We start from the raw sequence: 21,359 nt of genomic DNA, 5'->3' as shown, positions 1-21,359 counted from the left end.
GGGGTCTGCTACCTATCCTACGCGATTGATCACCAACCGCTCCCAACTCGCTCTGATTCTCTGGGATTCCATCTCTCTGTTTGACCGCATCGAGTTCGTTCTTCGGCTCTACGGTTCACTAAGTGTTCTCCGGTTCGATGGAATCGACCGTAGGGTACCAGAAACTCAGGGAACTGTAGCACTCTGCGGCCACTTGTTAATCTTCTATGAGATCGGATAGATGGTCCACAGATCCAGTCATATCACCGCATCAACCCCCGTGGTTTACTTTGAGGTTTTACTGCATCGAGTCGTTTTTCGAACGCTCAAATGTTCTGTCAAGCGTTCCGTTACAACGTTTAGTCGTTACACTCAACAAGAGGTAGGAGTTCAATCCTGCGCCTCGATGGTGTTAGTCACTCCAAGTGAAACAGTGAGGGTGGATACCTCCCGACCATCCACACTATAAATAGTGTGATAGGGTTTATATAGGGGGTGGCCCCCTCATCAATTCTCTCCTGTTGGTCGCGGAAGTGAGTGATTGGGGGTGAAAGATGGATGCCGTTGTACAGTACTGTTGGCGGTGACGAACTGCCGTGTTTCATCATCAGCCCTCTGTGGTGGGTCGCCCTGTGTGAGTTTCGCATAGACACTGTGCAGTCGTGACTCTGTGATTGATCCGAAGGAGTCTACGAGTTGATCTCGTACACGAATGAACTCGTGAGCATTATTCGAGTCACTTCGAGAGGGGTGGTACACCTTCTCGTTCTCATAGCGGTTCTCAGCATCCTCGTTGAGGACAATCGCACAGAGACAGAATGCCACTGCCTCAGTCCGTTGTCCGAAACGTCGTCCGTCAATCTCGAAGAGTCGGCCAACTACAACCTGTGTGTGAAAGTCGGAGAGTCCGAGCTGAGAGGCGATCCCCAAGGTAGTCTTCAGCTTTAGCTGTCGGTCGCAGTCCTGACCGACCTCAACGTCATCTCGGTTCTTCCAGTAGTTGTCCCGGTTGTGCTGGTCCAGTTTCTTGTAGTGTTCCCTCTTATTGTACGATATACTCGATGGCCGGTAGAAGTCAGTCTCTTGGTCGTATCCGATTGCAGTTTCGTTGCTGGTATTGAGGGTGCGTTTCCGAGCGCGGGCCTCTTCGGCCTCCGTTGGCGTCGAGGGCCGTTCGTTCGGAGGAACCCACAGTGAGGAAGCGGAGTGAGAAGTTGTCGAATCAGATGCTGTACCTGCGGCTGGAGTAGTAGAAACAGACATGATCACACGGGCAGTTGCAGAATAGACCTGACGCTCTCAGTCAGGGTTTCCGGAGAATCTGCCTCACTCTATAAGACGGGGTCCAGTTCCTTAATACTGGTGTGAGAGACTGATACCATAGTTTCTCCACGTCTTCGTATTCCCTCTCGGACCCCTCACTCTTGAGGTACTGTTCAAGGAGTTCATCGCCACGTTCCTCTTCATCGAGGTCGTTGTCTACCCGAGTGGTTCTGAGAACTCCACCTCTGTACGGGAGCCAACTACCATCGTGGGGAAGAATCATATACACAGGGCAGAACGCACTCGTCGTGCAGATTAAACGAAAAGGCGATCAGAAGTGGCACTTCGCCGACGAGGTTCGATGTGGTTGGGCGGACGTGTATGCTCAGAGAGACGAGTTTACCTCACAGAACTCAGCTTTGCACGTTGTCGTATTGACAGAATAACTATCGAAAGCGGCGCAAGAAGCGTTCGACACGGGAGTCACGAACCAACACAACAGAAGCGAGGAGTCATTGGAGACGACTTTCACGCTGTTTTGATCCGCCAGCGGAGAGCTTAGAGCGATCGACTAAAGCTCTCCGTTCCGTTTGCACACCGTCTTCGCTGCCATTTTCGGTCGATACAGTGGAAATTCTCAACGTGCAAAGCCGAGCTCACAGAAGAAAGTTGAATCTGAGTCCGATCTTCCAGCCGACTTCTGCGGCGAGTGTAAGAAGCGACGTGGCCTACTGTTCGATAACTGAAGAACAGAACACACTCTCGATGTGCTCAGGCTCACTGGTTAAACCACCTATAAAGGCGACATAGAATCGAATCGGACCGTCAATTGAGTGAGAACGGCAGTGCAACCTTTTTGATGCCCGCCCGTTTCGGGTGTGATATGTCCGATACGTCTGCGGTTCTCGACGCCCTCCACGGGATATCCTCTCGAATCGGAGACGAGATGAGCGAGAAGGACGTGGAGAATGCGTTCCTAAATGAGGGATTCTACGAGCTACTTGGCTACGAGGGAGCGGGCCACGACCTCCGAAGTGAGTGGACTCTTCCCGACGACCGGCGGCCGGACTACGTTACTCTCGACGACAACGAATCCGTCACGGCAGTCTACGAGTTCAAGACCTCCGGGCGCGACCTCGAACCCCACGAAGAACAACTTTTCCACTACGTGGACACGTTGAAGGCCGACTATGGGATTCTCACTAATGGTGAGCAACTGCGGCTCTATCGGCGCGGTGACGACGACGCGATTCTCTCCATCGAGGTGGGTGAAGCAACCCGGAGTGATGCCGATGATCTCGTCGCCGCGCTGGAGAAACCCAAGTGGGACATCACCGACCCAGAGAGTGTCCACGACTACCTCGACCGCCTCGATGCAGTGGAACTCGACGGCGAGCTCGGACAGGAACACTTCTTCGAGACGTTCCGTTTGGAGGAGGGGAGCCCATTCGCGGACCTCGTAACCGCTCTGATGGACCTCCTCACCGAGCTTCGAGACGAGGAAGAAGCGAAGTTCGTGAAGGGAGCTTACGACTTCTGGGAGGCGAGCTACGCAAGTGAACCGGACGAGACTCCCGACTCTTGGGAGCCATTCATCGGTAACAAGCAGTCCCTCCGTGACTTTATGTTCTGTCTGGAGTCTGGGCACGCACTTCTCGCCCGTCTCCTACTCGCGAAGGCCACCGAAGACCACGACTTCTTCCCGCAGAACAGTGGCTTAGAGCGATACTTCGATGAACTCGGAGGCTTCTCGGGTACTATCGACCTCGACGCCTACCCCATCGCGGCGAACGGGATGATCGAGGATATGCGGAATCAACTCGTGGAAAGCCTCTTCGAGGACGACATCTTCATCTGGTGGACTGACGGTTACGGTGAGCAAACAGCAAGTCAACACGAGAATCCGTACAACCGCTTCCGCGACGTAGCGCAGGAGGGAAGCGACGTAACCCGAGTCAGTCCTGCGACTCGCGAGCGATTCAGCCGTGCCGTTGCGCACGTCTTCTTCTCCGTGCTGAAGTTCGATTTCTCCGAGGTGCAGGGCGACCCACTGGGCGACCTCTATCAGCGGTACTTCGACCCTGAGACGCGCAAGGCACTCGGTGAGTTCTACACTCCACAGGAAGTCGTGGACTACATTATGGACGGTGTTGACTACGACGTGGGCGTTTCGAGCCAGCGTCTCATCGACCCGTCCTGTGGTTCGGGTACATTCCTGGTCGAAGCAGTCAACCGCTATCTCGAAGACGTACGTCGGTACGACGACGACCCAGACTGGGAAGAAGCACTTACCGAACTGTGTACTCGCCCCCACATCGTCGGTCTCGACATTCACCCCTTCGCCGTGTTGATGGCGCAGATTCGATTTATGGTCGCCATCCTCCCCGAGTACCGTGAGGCGAAGCAGAGTAATGATGACTTCACGATTCGCCGCTTACCGATCTTCCGAACCGACACGCTTCGGAATGAGAGAGAGCTGACTGGCGTTGATCTCGGCGACGACTCCCACACGCAGATGACCTTCGACGCGATGACCGAGGACAATCAGGACGTTCGGATTCCTGTCCCGCTCCCGGTCGAGGTCGAGGAAAACGAAGTGTCAGAAGCCGAGCTCGAAGACGGGTTCCTCGTCCAGCGTGTCCGTATGCCGCTGTTCAACACCGCGAGGTTGAACGCTGGGATGCGTGACTTCGGGGAGTATTACGCCGCGCTTCAGGGCGTCCTTGACGTTGTGAAGTACCATATGCACAAGGGAATCTGGGAGTATCACGGCGGCCTCGAAGAAGGAATCCACCGCTACACGACCCAGGAATACGACGGACTTGAGGACTTCTTCGAGGAATACGTCAACGATATTCTCGGGACAGTTCGCTATCTCCGAGAGGAACACGGCGACGGGAGGCTGTTCAAGATGTTCGAGGACACCGTTCTCTCGCTCGTCGTCAAGAACTATATGGAGTACGACTACGTCGTGGGCAACCCACCCTATGTCAACATAAAGAATATTCCTGACTCGAAGCAAGAATGGTACAAAACTCTCTACAAATCCGCTTATGGACGATTCGACCTCTACGTACTATTCCTCGAACGAGGACTTAATTGGTTAACTGAAGATGGCGAACTGGGATATATCACATCAAATAAATTCACCCGATCCAAGTACGGTCAAAAAAATACGGAAGATTATCTCTACAGAGTACTCGCTTGAACGATATATCGAATTTGGCGATGTAGACGTATTCTCCGATGCTACAAACTTCGCCTCGATAGTTATTATTGATCGTAATCAAGAACGAGAAGATATTCCTTACGCTAAGGTACACCAAGCCAGCCCAGATATCTTCGAAGAGATTTCAGAACACTTGGGGCAAGAAGATATCCTTACAGAATCACTTGAAATTTCTACTTATCCTCGATCAGAACTGATCGAAGATAACTGGCGTTTCACACCTCGCCCAGTAAGAGAAGTTGAAGAGAGAATCCAAGATCGCTCCGCCCTTAATCTGGAGGATATAGTCTTAGGAGTTCGAGAAGGGGTCGCGTCTGGTGGCGACGAGTCATTTATGGTATCACCAGAATACGCTGAAGAAAATGATTTGGAAAAAGAGCTACTCTTGCCTATAATCCGTGGCAAGAACGTAAGACGGTGGAAAGCAGAGTGGGACGATGAGTTCGTCATCTATCCGTATACAGAGAACGGTGACCTGATTGATCTAAGCCAGTATCCCAATATTAAGCAACATCTTGACAGCCACGAAGAAGACCTCCGAGACAGATACTGCGTTCGTGAGGGAAGCAAAGATATCTACGAGTATCACGGACCTCATCCAAAGTCAGTTTTTGAGGGGGATTTCAAGATAGCAACGCCTGATATGGCTACTGAAAACCATTTCTCCTATACAGATGGGTACGATTGTTTCAAGAATACAGTCTACGTACTCACTTTTGAGGAGGACATATCGTATTCAGAGAAGGAATTACTCGGACTACTCAATTCATCAGTGGCAGAATTTTCGATTAAGCAAACGAGTCCACCGCTCCGTGGAAAACCGTTTAGATACCGTTATAAATCACAGTACGTCAATAAAATCCCAATTCCAAGTCAATCGGATTCCATTCAGCCAATAGTTGAGGAGATACTGGAAGCGGAGAGGCAGGCTGAGAAGGTAGAGTCATTCCCACAGAGCTATCTGGAGGAATACGACGGTGAGGTTGGATATATCAATTATACTTGGCAGACTAAGCGGAATCCGGTAGATGCTGAAGTCGAGAAACAGGAGGGGAGTAGGTTTAGTGTCACAGCAGGACGAACAGACGAGATTACTGACCCACTGATGGACAGAGGCGACCGTAAGGAACGAGAGCTTCGTGCCCAGTACGTTCACGCCGCTGTCGATGGACGGAATATGAAAAAGGGAGAAGAACAGTCCATCCCCATCCCGAAGCGGAAGGAAGGCGTGGAACAACTCATCGAGGCGCTGGAGGAAGACCGTCGAACGGTCGAACAGACCGATATTAAGGAACTCGAAGCGGAAATTGATGAGATGGTGTATGACCTATTCGACCTTGACGATGAGGAGCGAAAGATCATTGAGGACTACCTGGAGGTGTTCTAATGAACGAAAGGACGCCTACGGGTTTTTGAGAGGAATAATGTTCAGCAGAGCCGAATTGAACTGACTCCACTGAGTACATCCGAATAACGGATATAACAATTTCATGTGGTCCTCTAAGGTGGTGAACGTCGTCGGGAGTGGTGATATCAACTGCGAATTAGACCTCGATCTCATTCTACCCGCGATTAAAGAGGAAACTACGATCTCGGTATCGAGGACGAATCAAGGATTGAAAATTGAGTTTTCTGGAAGGACGGGAACAGTCTCTCTCTATCGTTCGGGAAAATACACGATAATGGGAAGTGCCTCGGAAGAGGAGCTCTACCGGACTAATGATTGCTTTCTCGAATTGTGTATTGAGCTCGGTATTATCACAGATGCCGACAATACGTCACTACATGTTTCAAACTATGTATATGCAGTCGAACTTGATGAAAATGTGAACCTAAACCATTTAGATATTTTATTGGGAGAAGAGGCAGAGTATGAACCCGAGCAGTTCTCGTATGTCGTTTATCGACCGTCGGATATTGATTGCACAATGACTATATCGACTTCAGGGAAGTGTGTAATAAACACGCCTGTAGGGGATGAAGAGGTCGAGAACGCCATTAAGACGGTGATCTCAATTATCGACAGTAGTCCCGCAGGGTAATCTCAGCCATAGAGACAATTCCCAGATCTGTTGTATGAGTATTTTACAGAATCTTCACAAATTGTCAGTTTCTCAGGTTCAATTGGTGAACTGACCGTTATAATTGTTATCCGGCCACCCCAGTCGGAAACAGAAAGTGGGAGCAAAGCTCCTCACTCCGGATTCCACCAATCTTCAAGAAGATTATCGTCGCGTTCCTCAGCGACCATCCCAGTACCTGGCGTTCGGGTGAGCCTCCACCCACCCAGATTTCCTCTCCTCGCTACTGTCAGGAAACGGGCGGCCAAGTCTCTCGTAGAAAGTCCTTGAGGAAGCCGAAGGGTGGCACTGATTCAAGCGCCGTGTGCGGGAAAGCCGACGGAAAACGCATCGAGGGCGGGGAGATTGCTATCCAGTGATCGAGAGAAGGTTGACATACCCAAGTTGAGAATAGGTAGATGCAGAGGAACGCTGTGTCACGCCGAGGAGCGATTCACTTAGTACCTATCAGAAGAGGTCTGGTTGTATACACACTTCATCTAAATTGGCATTTATTTTACAAAGAGTTTTTATTCACAGAGTTAATCTGGACTTTTGAATGACAACTTATGCTCAGGTTTGCCGGGATGGGCACATCCTCAACACCAGTCCGAATCCAGAATATATCAAGGATTACGAATATTGTGAAGACTGCGGAGCTGAAGGCATTATTGAATGCCCCGAATGCAATGACCAGAAAATAATTGCTTCAGATCAAAACATACGAACGGAGGATGTTGCACGTGGGGATTTAGATTTATTTTGTCGCAGTTGTGGTGCCAGCTTCCCTTGGGCTGGCGATAACGGAATGGTGATCCGGAAAGGCGTCTTTGTTGATGATGATTATGTCAATGGTGCTTTTGACCGCCAGACAGTTGAAGAAATAAACCGCTGTTACCGGATCGGGGCAAATAGCGCTGTTTTAGTCTTGTATCGCAAATTATTGGAAAATACCATCATTGAGATACTTAGAGGGCACTATGGAACCGACCGCATCAAGAAGTTTTATGATAACAACCATAGTCGATTTCATCGGTTCTCAGTCCTTGTTAGCGAGTTCGATGATAGTAGAGCAGATCTGGACCAGTATTCGGACAACTTGACGGACGCTCTCATTAATAAAATATGGGAGTTCAAAGGGAATGGGGATGCGATGGCACATTCAATAAAATATGAGGTTGAAGATGATGAATTGGAAGATATGTCTTCAGAATCTGCATATGTAGCCAATGTTCTTCTTCAAGCAAGGAACGAGGTGCAACGCGCCAATTAGGGATGCAACTTTGCCATAACGGTTCAACTGCGGATTCGACCTCCTTGATCAATATACGCCTCTCTATTCAGTAGGGTGCCGAGAACATCAACAGAATTTGTAGAGACTCAGGAGGATACCAGTAGCTGATTGACTTCGTCGAGTCAGCTGTAAAAGCGACGGGTGATAGTCCGCACCCGTCACCGGATCTATCTAATGTTACCCTTAGAATAACGCACGTCGAAATCACCCGATTTTCTGACCTCACAGCAGAAAATTCGGAGAGCAGGCCACGTATATTCTCAGGCGACGGGCGGGGTGATGTTCCAACCCACTGGTACTTCCACACAGTTTGATGGCTGGCACACCGGGTATTTGTCAGGCTACTCAGACGACGTTTCCAGGGGAAGATGATGCCAACCCATCGACTACCCCAGAGGTCACACACCAGCTGTCTCACCACCCTTAAATCCAAATTCTAAGTAGACCTCTCCCGTCACCATACAATAGATCTCCATCTCATATATCACCGTCAATATACAGCCACTCCATGTATGTACTCTACTCTTTAACCATACAGATTCACTGCATTGAGTCTCCTTTCTTGTTCAGTGATTAGTTAGAACGTTTTAGTCATACGTTTAGTTATACAGTTAATTGAGTGTTTAAATTCATAGAGGCGGTGCAGTACGGTTGCAGTGCTGTAGCTGTATGGTAGTAGCTGTACGGTACGGTTGCAGTGCTGTAGCTGTACGGTACGGCGCGCATCCCACGTGCGCGAGGGCGGGAGCGGGTGAGTGGTCGAGCAGGTCGTCTGGTTGGCAGATCTCCATCTCAGCCACGAGTGTCGCTGAGAATCTTCCTGTGGGGTACCTCACATTGCTGTGAGCGAATTTCGCACATCGACGAGAGGCTCGGCATCACAAAATTTCGAAATCGTACAGGAGCTACACAGCGTCCGATAAGCGGTGGTCGATTTTTGCGGTGGAGATTTACCATGTGGTTCCGCAGATATAATTGAAATACGATATAAATTGAGAATCGCGAACAAGAAATCCGAGAGAAGTTAGCGCGATCTATCCGGAAAACCCGATTGGGAGACAGAATTAAACAAATAAACGGACTCTCTTAGAGCATAGACCTGGGTTCGATAGGGGGAGGATGGCTTTAGAGACATTCACTGAAACTGATTTGAGGCTAAATCAGTCTATAATCCAATATATTCGGATGGATTGTGCGAACGACATTTACGGCTATTCCGATCTGAGGGGTTCACTTCATCGAGTCGGTGTGGTTGGTTCTGAGTCAAAGAGCTCCCTCCCACTCGATGGATCGAGTCCGTCAGGGTTGACTGTCGGGGAGTCGTTTTTCCGAAGTTCGACGTATAGTATCTGTACGTGAGAGTTCGGAAACCTACTCGACACTGCCGAACTCAGTGAACTCCTCCAGGCGTGCATTCGACCAGTGATATGCATTCCCACGCCCGCCGCGTCGATGTGTTACGTACTCTTCCTCGTCTAACTCCTTCATCAGCTCGCCAACCTGCCGCTCGCCTATTGAGATTCCTTGGGCGATCTCGTTGTTCGTCCACTCGCCGTCGGGCCACTTCTCCGAGTCATGGAGAGTGGTGACGACCTCCTTCATTCCCCCTGACCAAGTCGTGACACTCACTCTTCCTGGATCGACCCATCGGGGCAGGCGAGAGGTGTGGACGAAGACTGTTGCTCCATGCTCATCATCACTCGGCGTCCGACCAAACCGCATCACGGCCTGTAGAACCTCGTTCTCGACGACGCCACGGAGGAGGTGGTTCCCAAATGGACCGAGGTCAAGTTCAGTGCCCTTCTTGACTTCACCATCTTCGTTCTCTTTTCGTCCAACCGCCTTCTTATACAGAGCGCCCCATCGCTTAACAGCCTCACCTTCCGGTGGGTGTGGGCTTCCGATGATTACGCCAAGCCGAGTCTCTGCGAACTTGTTACTCCCCTTGAGATTGCCGTAGTGTTCCGCACCCTCGATGAGCTGTTCCACTCCAGTGGTCCCGTACTGTTCCCTCGCTTTCTTCGAGGTGATCACTGATGGACGAGTGCCTTCCTGTTCGTAAATGCCCTCTAAGAGGGCACCATCGGAGCTGATGTTCACGTGGTTACCACTCTGGTAGGGCTTCGAGCCAGCGTCAGTCTGGATGATCTGGAGGCCGAGAACGTCGCGAAGATACTCCCGCTTCTCCTCGTCGGACTCCAGCACTTCCTCGTGGTTTACCCAGTCGCCACCGAGAGCAAGTCTCCATTTCTGAATCGTCGGCGTGCCGTCGAGGGCGACGACACTTTCAGCCGCATAGAGCGGTGGGGGAATGAGTACGGTCCATTCGTCCTCAGGACTCCGCACTGCTCTTCGACCGACTCCAAGGACCGCGACCTCCCATCCGTTCTCCAATAGTTCGAAGTCCAGTGCGGCACGGGTGAGGAGTGGTGCATGAGCATGGAAGCCCTGCTTCTTCTGGAGAGAGACTCGTGCATCTCGATGCGAATAGAGGCCAACATCATTCTTCCACTGGGTGATAGCGTCCTCGTACTCGTCTCTGTGGCGCTGGTAGTCCAACTCTGTCCAGTTCTTGAAGGGGAGAGCGTCTTCGGCTTCCAGATAGTTGCTCACCGCTCTCGTCGCCTCATTATGCGTCGGCTCGAAGAAGTAGGAATCGCCGGGGAATTCGTCGATAGCGACGTACCGATCTTCGAGATAGTCGGAGTTGTGCGCCTGGAGGTAGTGGCCGATCAGAACGTCGTAGCTCTCGGGGTCGAACTCCCGACTCTCCATATACTGGCACCGCCCATCCCGTTGGCAGGGGAGTGGCTGACCGAAGTATCTCCGAGCGTCCCGATGAATCTGTGCGCCTGAGATACCGGACTCATAGACTGCCCTTACCTCCGCCTCGATGGAGTCTTCCGGCGGTGGTGACTCTCGATCGTGATCTATAGTCTCGCACTCACTGTGGAAGGCAGGGAGTATCCGATGTGATAGACCTCGTTCTTCACACCACCCCACATATTGCTTGTAGAGTTCGCTTCGAGCTGTGAAGAGCGTAAGAGGGTTCCCAGTCGTATCCGCCCACTTGACGACGCCATAGCTCTTCCCCATCGCAGGGAGTGCCTCAACGAGAGTAGTGCTATCCTGTTGAAACGCAGTGTCAAGAACCGAGGAGAGACGATCTCGAATACCGGAGAGTTCCATCTCCGCAGACTGTTGGAATAGAGAGATAATGGAGTATAGTGACTGAGCGGTAAATCGGTGCCGCCTGGTAGTTCTTAGTCTCTCTAATAGAGTGAAGGGAGTTCGGAACGGACAGCGACAGGGTAATTCCCTATGCTGTTTGCTGTAGCTGTTAGCTGTGAGTGATTCACTTCATCGAGGCGGTGTGGTTAAATCTGAGCGATCCAGTCCCCTCCCTTGATGAAGCGAATCACCCAGTTCAATCATTGATTAGTACTGAGAACGAGATTGTGTATGAATACTGGGAAGCAAGCTTCAGATACATATAGCGAGGCAAGTGTTATTTGGAGTCCCTTTGAAGCGGTTGTATGCCGAGCAATAACGGGGCCAGCAGGGGCGACGCATCAGAGACTTTAGTCGCCTACGACATTTTGGATAATGGCTATCGTATCGCCTATCCACATGGGCACGCTCAAGACTACGACCTCATAGCAGACGTAGATGGTCGCCTTTTGAAGATACAAGTGAAGACTGCAACTAACACTCGAAAGCGGCAGTACGAGTTGCGGTTGAAGAATGCAGACAACTACAACTCCGAACATGTCGATCTGTTTGCCGCGGGTGTTCATTCTGAAAAGGCCGCGTTCTACGTGCCTTTTAATGAGATGGAAGAGAGCCAGCGAGTGACGTTTACACCACCTGAGGAGATGGGTTCTGACGCGAATCGTGAGCGGGCGAATCTCTTTACAGATTACTCACTCGAAGCGGTTCTTGACCGGATATACGATAGTGACTAATCCACGTGTATTGGTGGGTCAAAAACAGATGATGCTGATTCAGGATATGGAAAACGGAGGTTCACCAGATGCCTAAGACAATGGATGAACGGTATGGAGACGGTTCAGATCATCTCGTGTGCCAACAGTGCGGATGTTGTATCACGTGCGGTGATTGCGTGAACTTCGGCTGTGGCGGTGAAGTCCGTGGAGGAGAAGGTGAGGGATAACCTTACCACACCCCGCCACTCTGCCGATTCCGCCCGTCACCATTCCGAATGTACTTCTCGGTCGTCTTGATGGACTGATGCCGCAGCTGCGTCTTCGCGCGCGCAAGGTCCTCCTCCTCAACCCATAGACTCGCCGCACCATGACGGAAGGAATACCACGAGAGTTTTCGAGTGGTCGTGCTAATCCCCGCCCCCTCCATGAGCTTGTCCAGAATACGATTGAGTGAGCGGGCCTTGTAGGGATTCCCGTCGCGGGTAAGCCACATTTCGTCCTCGCCGTCGTATTTTTCGTACTTCGCGCGCTCACTCAGCCAGTTGCTCACGGCGTTCACAGTCTTGTCCGAGAGCCAGCACTCCCAGTTCTCTCGATTCTTCGTGGACTTCTCTGCGGGGACGACCATCAGCGCGTTGTCGAGGTCGAACCAATCAGCTTCGGTGCGCCCGATCTCGATGGGTCGAAGCCCGCAGTCTGACGCGACGGCGACCATCGAGGGAATCTTCCACGAGGAAGCCTCTTTGAACTCGTCGGCTCCGACCTCCGCTTTTGGGATGCCGAGGCGTTGGGCGACGAGTATCTTCAGCTCATTCCGTTCCTCGCTCGTCATGCTCTTCCGGTAGTAGGAGGGGAGGGAATACTCGTTGAGGGCCGCTTCATAGACGGCGTTCATCTCTTCGGGGTAGAACTTGTCCTTGATGTGTTCGGACGACCCTCGGCTCTGCTCTATCTCGATACCGTGGTCCCACTCCTCCTCGATGTGTCGATTCAGTTCTTCGCGGAAGTATTTGAACAGCCGCCGGATGGACTTCTCGAAGCCATAGATATAGCGGTCGGGGTGACTCGTCCGCTTCACCATGAACCCAATCAGCTCCGTTGCATCCTCCGGCGTGAACTCCGTCGTATATTCTCCCGTCTTCTCCCACTTCCAGCGGTACGCCTCATCAATCTTGTAGTGGGTGTGTTCGACGGTTGAATCCGAGTAGCCGCGACCTCGGTAGGTGTTCTTCCCCTCGGTGAGTAGCCACTCCATGAAGCCGCGCTTGAAGCTCTCATAGTCATTCTCCGTCATGGGGCCGAAGGGTTCGAGGGCTTCCCGATTATTGCTGGAGATTGGTTCGCGGGGTAATTCGACCTCTCCGGTGGCTTTGTCGCGCGCGCTCTCGTCTATTTTCATGTATTATGATTGACTCATTCCGCTAATCGCAAGAGGGCGGCGGGATTCCACATTTAGTGTAACCACGCCATTCGTACCCCTCTTGTTTACTATACGTTAGAGTCTGAAAGAGGACGGAGAGCGGCTGAAAGCCGCGATATGCACCGACCGGGATTTGAACCCGGGCCATGAGCTTGGAAGGCTCAGGTCCTAGCCACTAGACCATCGGTGCGCTCGCGTATCGCTTGTATCCGACGCTGGATTAAGACCGTTTCCCTTCGGACGTGACGATGGCGTAGGAGTTCCCCTGCGACTCGTAGACGTCGACGACGGCGAGCGCCGACGCCGCGAGGTCGGCGCGGAACTCGTCCGGGTCGTAGATGTGGTAGAAGCGCGGTTCGACGTCGCCGCCGGGCAGCGTCCACTCGACGGTGGTGTCGAATCCCTCGCGTCCCTCGAAGCGGTCGTGCGTGGTGCTCCAGACGCTGAGGAGCGCCTCGCCGCCGGGCGTGAGGACGCGCGCGAGGTCGTCGAGGCTCGCGACGCGGGCGTCGCGACTCGGGAGGTGGTGGAGCGTGGCGACGTAGACGGCGAGGTCGATCGCGTCGTCGCGAAGGGGGACGCGCTGGGCGTCGCCGCGGACGAGCGCGAGATCGGCGTCGTATCCCTTCTCTGCGGCACGCGTGCGGGCTTCGGCGAGCAGGCCGGCGCTCGCGTCGACGCCGACGACCGCGTCGCAGGCGTCGGCGAGGAGTTCGGCGTGCCGGCCGTTGCCGCAGCCGAGGTCGAGACCGCGCGCGCCGCTGCGGCCCTCGACGAAGTCGACGACGTCGGGCCACGGGTGCGCGCGGGTCTCGGAGAAGTGCGCGGCGATGCGGTCGTAGACGCGGTGCGGTGCGGGGTCGCCGGTCGGGGTGGGTCGGTCGGGCATCGTCACGCGAGGAAGAGGAAGATCGCGTACGCGATGGCGAGCATCACGAAGGCGTGTTTCGCGCCCGAGCGGACGTCCGTCTCGCTCATCTGCCCGGCGACGAACCCCGAGCAGATCGCTTGGACGAGGGCGGTGTGGAAGAAGAGTAGGCTGTACGCGGCCTTCTTCTCGTCGGTGAGCTGGCCGATGCTGCCGATGGACTGGCCGGCCGCGCCGGCGAACTGGTCGGCGGTCGGGATCGCGGGGACGAAGATGGTGTCGAGCGCGATGATGATCGCGACGAAGACGAAGAACGCGAGGTAGATGACGACGAGGTAGGTGACGAGTTCGTTTCGGCGTTCGCGCTTGAGCCGCTGGGTCGAGTGGGCCTCGTCGGCGGCGATGCGGAGGACGGGACCGAGGTCGCTCGTCGCGCTCATGGCGTTCGTCGTGAGCGTCACGACGCGGGTGATCATCGGCGTGCGCACCCGCTCCTCGAAGCGCTTGAGCGCGGCCTCGACGGGCGCACCCCAGCGGACGTCGGTCCACGTCCGGTCCACCTCCTCGTCCAGCCCGCCGAGGTCGCCGCCCGCGACGCGTTCGAGGCTGGCGACGATCGGCATCCCCGCCTCGTTCGTGCTCGCGAGCCGGTCGAGGAAGTCGGGGACGGCGCGCTCGATGGACGCCAAGCGCCGCTTGCGGACCTCCCAGACGAGCGCGAACGTCCCGATGACGAAGAGCAGCGCCTGCACGACGGGGTCGTCGAGGGCGGGGAGGAGACGTGCGAGGGTCGCGGGCGTGACGAGTGCGAGGACGGAGAGCCCGCGTTCGCTGAGCGTGAGACCCCAGCGCACGGCGACGGAGAGGACGGCGAGCGGTCCGGTGACCGCGAGGAGCCAGACGGGGCGCTCGGTGATCGTCTCGATGGGATGGGTGATCGCGTAGCGCGTCGGCGCGAGGTCGTTGTACGCCCGCAGGCGTTCGCGGTTGCGCGCGCTCGCCTCCGGGTCCGCGCTGTCGGTCTGCGCGCTGTCGGCCGTCGTCCCCCCGTCCGTCGCGCTCGTCTCGTCCGGCGTCCGCGTGACGTAGTCGTAGCGGACCTCCGCCCCGGTCTCCCCGTCACCGCCCCGTGCGTCCGACGTGATGGTGTCGAGGTAGACGACGAAGCCGAGCGTCGCCAGCGGGAGGATGAGGTACGTGAACGCGCGGAGGAAGCCGAGCGTCCCGCCGATGACGAGACCGATGACGACGAGGATGGTGATGAGGAAGAGCGGGCCGGCGACGAAGACGGTGACGTACCCCTCGGCGAGCGTGGAGAGGAGTTCGAGGAAGCGCTCCTGTTCGCTCTCGGACTCCTCTTTGTACTGGTCGTACTCGTTGCGGAGGAAGGCGCTGACGCTCTGGCCGGACTGGAGGACGCTCATCAGATTCTCGACGAACTCCTGCAAGTCCTCGCTCGGCGTACGCCGGCCGGTCCGCCGGAGCGCGTTGATGACGTCGGCGCCGAAGAGATCGATGTCGCGGACGGTGACGCCGAACTCGGACGCGGTCTCGCCGTAGACGTGTTGGTTCCCCGCGAGGATGCGCAGGATCTTCGTGAACCCCATTCCGGAGCGCGAGAGCGCGAACATGAACGCGACGTTACGCTGGAGGGTGTTCTCGATGAAGCGCTCGCGCTCGCTCGCACGGTATCGGGGGGCGAGCCAGCGGTACTCGTAGGCGCCCGCGCCGGCGAGGAGACCGACGGCGACGCCCCCGATCGCGACGACGGCGAACAGGTCGGCCGGCGCGAACGACGCCATGGTCGGGATCGCCGTCCCGGATATCGAGCCGTCGAGCAGCGCGAGCGAGAGGAGGGCGGCGACGCCGAGGTACATCCCGAACACGCTCCCGATGAGCAGCGCGACGGCCGTGCAGAGGTACGTCACGGCGGCGTACGCGGCGTACGGCCGCGGGACGTGCGCGGCGCGCAGCGTCCGGGCGTGATCGGGGTTCGCGCGCTCTCGCGAGCGAGCGATCGGCCCGAACAGGGCGAGGGCGAGTCGCGTCGTCGCCGTACTCACTCCCTCACTCAGCGGGACGCAGACGGCGAGACCGAGGAGGACGCCGCCGACGGCGAGCGGGACGTATTCGAGCACGAGTCACGCTCCGTCGGCGCCGAGCCGTCGATCGACGCGCTCGACGACGCGCTCGGGGTCCGCGTAGTACTCGTTGATGAGCGAGGTGAACTCCCGGTAATCCGTGACGTCGCGCTCGACGAGGGAGCGCAGGACGCGCTTGCGGTTTCGGAGTTCCCGGAGGAGTTCGGAGCGGCTCCATCCGCGGTCGTCGCGGATCTCGTCGAGGACGGCGCTGTCCTGCTGGACGAAGCGATCACCGCTCGGTTCCCACTCGAACGCCGTCGAGTAGTCGAGGTCGCCGGTGCGCTGGTCGATCCCCTCGATCTCGGCGATGACGCGGTTGCGGCGGACGCGCTCGTCGCCGACGTACGTCAGCGTCTGGACGCAGAGGATATCGAGGCTCTGGATCATCGCCCGCGGGACGTTGATCGGGTCGTTTTCGAGCCTGTTGATCGCCGTCTGGACGCTGTCGGCGTGCATCGTCGAGTACGTCGTGTGCCCGGTGTTCATCGCCTGAAAGAGCGTCATCGCCTCGTCGCCGCGCACCTCGCCGACGATGATGTACTCCGGGCGGTGGCGCAGCGCGGAGCGCAGGAGATCGTACATCGTGATGTCCGCGCTCTCCCCGAGGCTCTCGCGCGTCACGGAGGAGAGCCAGTTGTCGTGATAGAGGGTGAGTTCGCGGGTGTCCTCGATGGTGAGCACCTTCGAGCGCGGCGGGATGAACATCGAGACGGCGTTCATCGAGGTGGTCTTTCCGGACGCGGTGCCGCCCGCGAACAGCAGGCTCTTGTTCGATTCGATGGCGAGCCAGAGGTACGCCATCTGATCGAGATCGAACGTCCCGTAGTCGACGAGCGTCGCGGGCGTGAACGGCTCCTCGGAGTACTGCCGGATGGTGAACGCGGACCCGCGCGGCGTCACTTCCTCGCCGAGCGCGAGCTCGGCGCGCGAGCCGTCCGGGAGCGTCGTCTCCGTCACCGGGTCGCCGACGCTGATGTGGCGCCCGGACTGCTGGGCGAGCCGAACGACGAAGTTGTCGAGTTCGTCGCGCTCGTACGTGATGTTCGTCTCGATGTCGGTGTACCGGTCGTGATAGACGAACAGCGGGATCTCGTAGCCGTCGCAGGAGATGTCCTCGACGTGGCCGTCGTGCATCACCGGATCGAGCTTCTCGTACCCCTCGAACGCCCGGTAGAGGTAGTAGAACAGCCGGTGATAGGTCTCGGCGCTGACGTCGGCGCCGTACTCCTCCAAGAGCGCGCGCGTCCGGTCGCGGAGAACGGTTTCGGCCTCTCCGGGGTCGTACGCGGCGTCGTAGACGAGGGTGTCGCGGACGTCGGAGAAGAGGTTCTCGAGGAGTTCGCGTTCGACGTCGTCGAGATCCGGCTCAACGACGTGATAGCGGTACTCGTTCGCCGCCGCGTCGTGGCCGACCCAGACGAACGCGTAGGGGGCGTTGACCCAGTAGCGATCCACCTCCTCGAAGCCGTCGAGACCGTCGAAGGTCACGAGGGGACCGTGCGCTGACGGTCGGTAGTCCTCGGCCGGGACTGTCGAGCCGCGGAGCATCTCGACCGCCCGGGCGAGACGCCACCGCAGTCGCTCGACGCGACCGGAGACCGAGTCGGGAAGCTGACTGGACATCTGGGCTCTACTGGGCATCCACTCCGCGGTCAGTTAAAAGCCTGTCCGCACGGACGCCGGCGGCGTCACGTTCAAGTCGTGGGACACCGTATCGTAGCGCGTACTCAGATGCGGCGCGAGGATTTCACGCTCGACGTCAGCGACGTGGAGTGGGTGGGAACGGACGGCGAACCGCGGCGTCCGACGGTCACCATCGACTTCGACGGCTCACGCACCGACCTCGACGATCGCCTCACCGGACCGGACGGGGAGTATCTCGGTGCGGACGAGACGGACGTCACGCTCCGCCTGCGCGGCGACCCCGACGATCCGGAGACGACGGGCGTCGTCGCGGTCACCGACCGCGTCACCGGCGCGCTCCTCCTCGAACTCGACGAGGACGCCGACGACGTGCTCCGATTCGTCCGCGCCGCCCGCGCCTACGGCGAGCAGTCCGACGCCACCGAGGGCGGCTATCGCGTCGTCATCGCCGTCGACGGCGAGCGCGTGCGCACCTACGAGAAGTCGACCTTCCTCGTCTACAGCGAGGACGGCGACCTCCTGCGGGGCCGCAGCCTCATCCCCGGCGGCGTCGAGCTGTAACCGTAGTTCTTTCTCCGCCGCGCCGTCAGCACCCAGTATGGACCTCTTCGGAACCGCTGGCATTCGCGGGAGCGCGCAGGGCCGCGTGACGCCCGACCTCGCCCTCGCCGTCGGCCGCGCCGCCGGCCGGAACGCCACCGAGTTCGTCGTCGGTCGCGACGGCCGCGAGACGGGCGACGCCCTCGAGGCCGCGATGGCCGCCGGTCTCGAATCCGCCGGCGCGGACGTCCGACTGCTGGGACGCGTGCCGACGCCGGCGCTCGCGTGGGCCTCCCGCGGCCGCCACGGCGTCATGCTCACCGCCTCGCACAACCCGCCCGAGGACAACGGGATCAAGCTCTTCGCGGACGGGTCGGAGTACGGCGACGCAATGGAGACCGAGGTCGAGGCGCGCGTCGCCGATCGCGACGACCCGGTCGCGTGGGACGCGTGGGGGGCGCGCGAGCGCGTCGCCGTCCTCGACGACTACCGCGCGGCCGTCCTCGACTACGCTCGCGGACACGGCGCGCCGCTCGACGGCCTGCACGTCGCGTGCGACTGCGGGAACGGAATGGCCGCGCGCGCCGTCCCGCAGACCCTCCGCGAACTCGGCGCGCACGTCGTCACGCTGAACGCGAACATTGATGGACACTTCCCGGGGCGCCCCAGCAAGCCGACGCCGGAGACGGTGCGCGACCTCCGGGCGTTCGTCGCGGACGGCGACGCGGACCTCGGCCTCGCGCACGACGGCGACGCGGACCGAATCGTCGTCGTCGACGGGGCGGGAGCGGTCGTCCACGAGGACACCGTGCTCGCCGTGCTCGCCGAACACTACGTGGCCGCGAGCGACGTCGCCGATCCCGTGGTGGTGACGACGCCGAACGCCTCCGGCCGGATCGACGAGCGCGTCCGCGCGGCCGGCGGGCGCACGGAACGCGTCCGCCTCGGCGCGCTCCACGAGGGGATCGCGAGCGCCCGCGAGGGCGGCGGCGACGTCGTCTTCGCGGCCGAGCCGTGGAAGCACATCCATACACAATTCGGCGGGTGGATCGACGGCGTCGTCTCCGCGGCCGTGCTCGCGCGCCTCGTCGCCGACGCGGGCGGTCTCGACGCGCTCCGCGCGCCCGTGACGGAACGCCCCTATCGGAAGCTCTCCGTCGACTGCCCGGACGAGGCGAAGGACGCGGTGATGGACGCGCTCGCGGACGACCTCCCCGCCGCGCTCCCCGACGCCGACGTCTCGACGGCGTACGGGGTGCGCCTCACCCTCCCCGACGACGCGTGGACGCTCGTGCGCCCCTCCGGGACCGAACCGTACGTCCGGATCTACGCGGAGAGCGACGACGTCGACGCGCTCGTCGATGCGGTGCGTGCGGTCGTGGAGTCCGCCGTCGCGGACGCGACCGGGGCGTAGCGCGCGGCGTTTTTGTCGCGGGGCGCCGAAGCGTCGCCGTGGACGACACCGAGCTACTCGACGCCGCCCGCGACGCCTGCGAGAACGCGTACGCGCCCTACTCGGCGTACCGCGTCGGCGCGGCGCTGCGCACCGCCGACGGCGCCGTCTACGTCGGTGCGAACGTCGAGAACGCGAACTACTCGAACAGCCTGCACGCGGAGGAGGTGGCGCTCGGGAGCGCGGTGAGGGACGGCCACGACGCCTTCGAGCGTCTCGTCGTCACCTCGGCGGCGCGCGACGGCGTGACGCCCTGCGGGATGTGCCGCCAGACGTTCGTCGAGTTCTGCGACGACGACTTCCCGATCTACTGCGACACCGGCGACGGCGTGGAGCGCCACGCGCTCGGCGACCTCATCCCGGAGACGATCACGGCCGCGAACCTCGACGCCTAGGCGAGCAGTCGGGCGATGACGCGGCGGTTGACGAGGAGGAAGCCGCAGACGATGAGCGCGAAGCCCCCAACGAGGAAGGGCGTCACCGGTTCGCTCAAGAAGAGGACGCTCACGACCGCGGTGACGATCGGCACGAGGTAGGAGACGAGCGTCGTCCGCGCGGCGCCGATATCGGCGATGAGCGAGAAGTACGCCGTGTAGGCGACGGCGGTCGCGAGGATGCCGAGGTAGGCGAGCGCGAGGTAGAAGTTCGGCCCGGCGGAGTTGAGCGTGATCGGCTCGCCGAGGGCGAGCGCGACGAGGAGGAGGAGGACGCCGCCGGCGCCGAGCGACCACGCCGTCGAGGCGATCGCGTTCACGTTCGCGGGGAAGCGCTGGCTCGCGACGCTCCCGAGGGCGATGCAGAGCGCCGAGCAGAAGACGAGGAGTTCGGAGACGACGTGTCCGCCCGTGAGCTGACTCGGCGTCGGGTGCGCGACGACGACGACGCCGAGGATGCCGAGGAGCACGCCGACGCCCTGCGAGAGCGAGAGGTCGTCCTCGGGGACGATGACGGCGGCGAGCGCGGTCGCGATGACCGGATTGAGGCTGAACAGGACGGAACTCACGCTGCTCGTCGTCCCCTGCTCGCCGGCGAAGAGGAATGCGTTCGCGCCGCCCATGATGAAGACGGCGCCGAAGGCGACGACCGCGATGTCGTTGCGCGTCCGCGGGATCCACCGGTCGTCGTCGCCGGCGAGGAACGCGGCGGCGGGGAGGGCGACGACGGCGGCGACCAACAGACGGAGGGCGGCGAAGAACACCGGCGCATGCGAGACGGTGTTCAGGCCGATCTTGATGGCGACGAAGGAGCCGCCCCACGCGAGCGCGATGTAGGCGAAGAGAGCGGCGATCCGTTTCCGTGACACGCCGCGTCGCTACGACCGGGCGGGGTTTTCAGCTATCGAAAGCGGCACGCAGTGGGCAGACGCGTGCCACACGCTGGCACGTCCGAACCGCGACTACCTGAATCAAGGAGAGAGTCCCCCCCCCTTTAGGGCGGGCGTGAATCCGACACTCCACGACACGAACCACGTTCGACGCTTACTCCGGGGTATCCTCCTTGACTTTCTTCTCTCCTTCG

General features: G+C 58.4%; 12 protein-coding genes, 1 tRNA gene and 1 pseudogene. 7 read left to right on the top strand and 7 right to left on the bottom strand.

What is annotated here, in order from left to right; translation table 11 throughout:
- Window positions 1–2,125: 2,125 nt before the first annotated feature.
- From AOZ13_RS15725 to AOZ13_RS08665, 3 genes and pseudogenes are all read left to right on the top strand, one after another.
- A pseudogene (locus AOZ13_RS15725) lies at window positions 2,126–5,858 on the top strand (Eco57I restriction-modification methylase domain-containing protein).
- A 118-nt stretch (window positions 5,859–5,976) separates the two neighbouring features.
- Window positions 5,977–6,513: a TATA-box-binding protein gene (locus AOZ13_RS08670; protein ID WP_159101011.1), complete on the top strand. Its 537-nt coding sequence runs from the start codon at window positions 5,977–5,979 to the stop codon at window positions 6,511–6,513.
- Between the two features lie 577 nt (window positions 6,514–7,090).
- Window positions 7,091–7,804, top strand: a complete 714-nt coding sequence (locus tag AOZ13_RS08665; protein WP_081641505.1) for a DUF2321 domain-containing protein — start codon at window positions 7,091–7,093, stop codon at window positions 7,802–7,804.
- 1,392 nt (window positions 7,805–9,196) lie between these two features.
- Here AOZ13_RS08665 and AOZ13_RS08660 read toward each other — a convergent pair.
- On the bottom strand, window positions 9,197–11,014 hold the full coding sequence (locus tag AOZ13_RS08660; protein ID WP_044957223.1) for a hypothetical protein: 1,818 nt from the start codon (window positions 11,012–11,014) through the stop codon (window positions 9,197–9,199).
- A gap of 347 nt (window positions 11,015–11,361) precedes the next feature.
- Between AOZ13_RS08660 and AOZ13_RS13980 the strand changes: the two genes are divergently transcribed.
- Window positions 11,362–11,790: a group I intron-associated PD-(D/E)XK endonuclease gene (locus AOZ13_RS13980; RefSeq protein ID WP_044957221.1), complete on the top strand. Its 429-nt coding sequence runs from the start codon at window positions 11,362–11,364 to the stop codon at window positions 11,788–11,790.
- Between the two features lie 211 nt (window positions 11,791–12,001).
- Here AOZ13_RS13980 and AOZ13_RS08650 read toward each other — a convergent pair whose 3' ends face one another.
- From AOZ13_RS08650 to AOZ13_RS08630, 5 genes are all read right to left on the bottom strand, one after another.
- Entirely contained in the window at window positions 12,002–13,171 is a 1,170-nt protein-coding gene (locus AOZ13_RS08650; RefSeq protein WP_049934037.1) for a tyrosine-type recombinase/integrase, read from the bottom strand.
- 139 nt (window positions 13,172–13,310) lie between these two features.
- Window positions 13,311–13,382: transfer RNA gene (locus AOZ13_RS08645), tRNA-Gly, on the bottom strand.
- Window positions 13,383–13,412: 30 nt separating this feature from the next.
- Entirely contained in the window at window positions 13,413–14,081 is a 669-nt protein-coding gene (locus AOZ13_RS08640; RefSeq protein WP_049934036.1) for a class I SAM-dependent methyltransferase, read from the bottom strand.
- 2 nt (window positions 14,082–14,083) lie between these two features.
- Window positions 14,084–16,198, bottom strand: coding sequence for a type II secretion system F family protein (locus AOZ13_RS08635; RefSeq protein WP_020222175.1), 2,115 nt, complete (start codon window positions 16,196–16,198; stop codon window positions 14,084–14,086).
- Between the two features lie 3 nt (window positions 16,199–16,201).
- Window positions 16,202–17,827 carry a type II/IV secretion system ATPase subunit gene (locus AOZ13_RS08630; protein ID WP_020222174.1) on the bottom strand — a complete coding sequence of 542 codons (1,626 nt, stop codon included), beginning with the start codon at window positions 17,825–17,827 and terminating at the stop codon, window positions 16,202–16,204.
- A 108-nt stretch (window positions 17,828–17,935) separates the two neighbouring features.
- Here AOZ13_RS08630 and AOZ13_RS08625 point away from each other — a divergent pair, with 108 nt between their 5' ends.
- The 3 genes from AOZ13_RS08625 to cdd are packed head-to-tail and all read left to right on the top strand — an operon-like array spanning window position 17,936 to window position 20,236.
- Window positions 17,936–18,409 carry a DUF5793 family protein gene (locus tag AOZ13_RS08625; protein WP_020222173.1) on the top strand — a complete coding sequence of 158 codons (474 nt, stop codon included), beginning with the start codon at window positions 17,936–17,938 and terminating at the stop codon, window positions 18,407–18,409.
- A 37-nt stretch (window positions 18,410–18,446) separates the two neighbouring features.
- Entirely contained in the window at window positions 18,447–19,802 is a 1,356-nt protein-coding gene (locus AOZ13_RS08620) for a phosphohexomutase domain-containing protein (RefSeq protein ID WP_021780357.1), read from the top strand.
- A gap of 38 nt (window positions 19,803–19,840) precedes the next feature.
- Window positions 19,841–20,236 carry a cytidine deaminase gene (gene cdd, locus AOZ13_RS08615; protein ID WP_020222165.1) on the top strand — a complete coding sequence of 132 codons (396 nt, stop codon included), beginning with the start codon at window positions 19,841–19,843 and terminating at the stop codon, window positions 20,234–20,236.
- On the opposite strand, the gene AOZ13_RS08610 is transcribed toward cdd, so the two are convergent.
- Entirely contained in the window at window positions 20,233–21,144 is a 912-nt protein-coding gene (locus tag AOZ13_RS08610) for a DMT family transporter (protein WP_020222164.1), read from the bottom strand. The two genes, cdd and AOZ13_RS08610, sit on opposite strands and share 4 nt — an antisense overlap.
- Between the last annotated feature and the right edge of the window lie 215 nt (window positions 21,145–21,359).

It is taken from the genome of Halarchaeum acidiphilum MH1-52-1 (assembly GCF_000474235.1).
In the GTDB taxonomy this organism is placed as follows: domain Archaea; phylum Halobacteriota; class Halobacteria; order Halobacteriales; family Halobacteriaceae; genus Halarchaeum; species Halarchaeum acidiphilum.
Note: the sequence above shows the minus strand (reverse complement) of the source record. Positions and strands in the feature narration are given on the sequence as shown.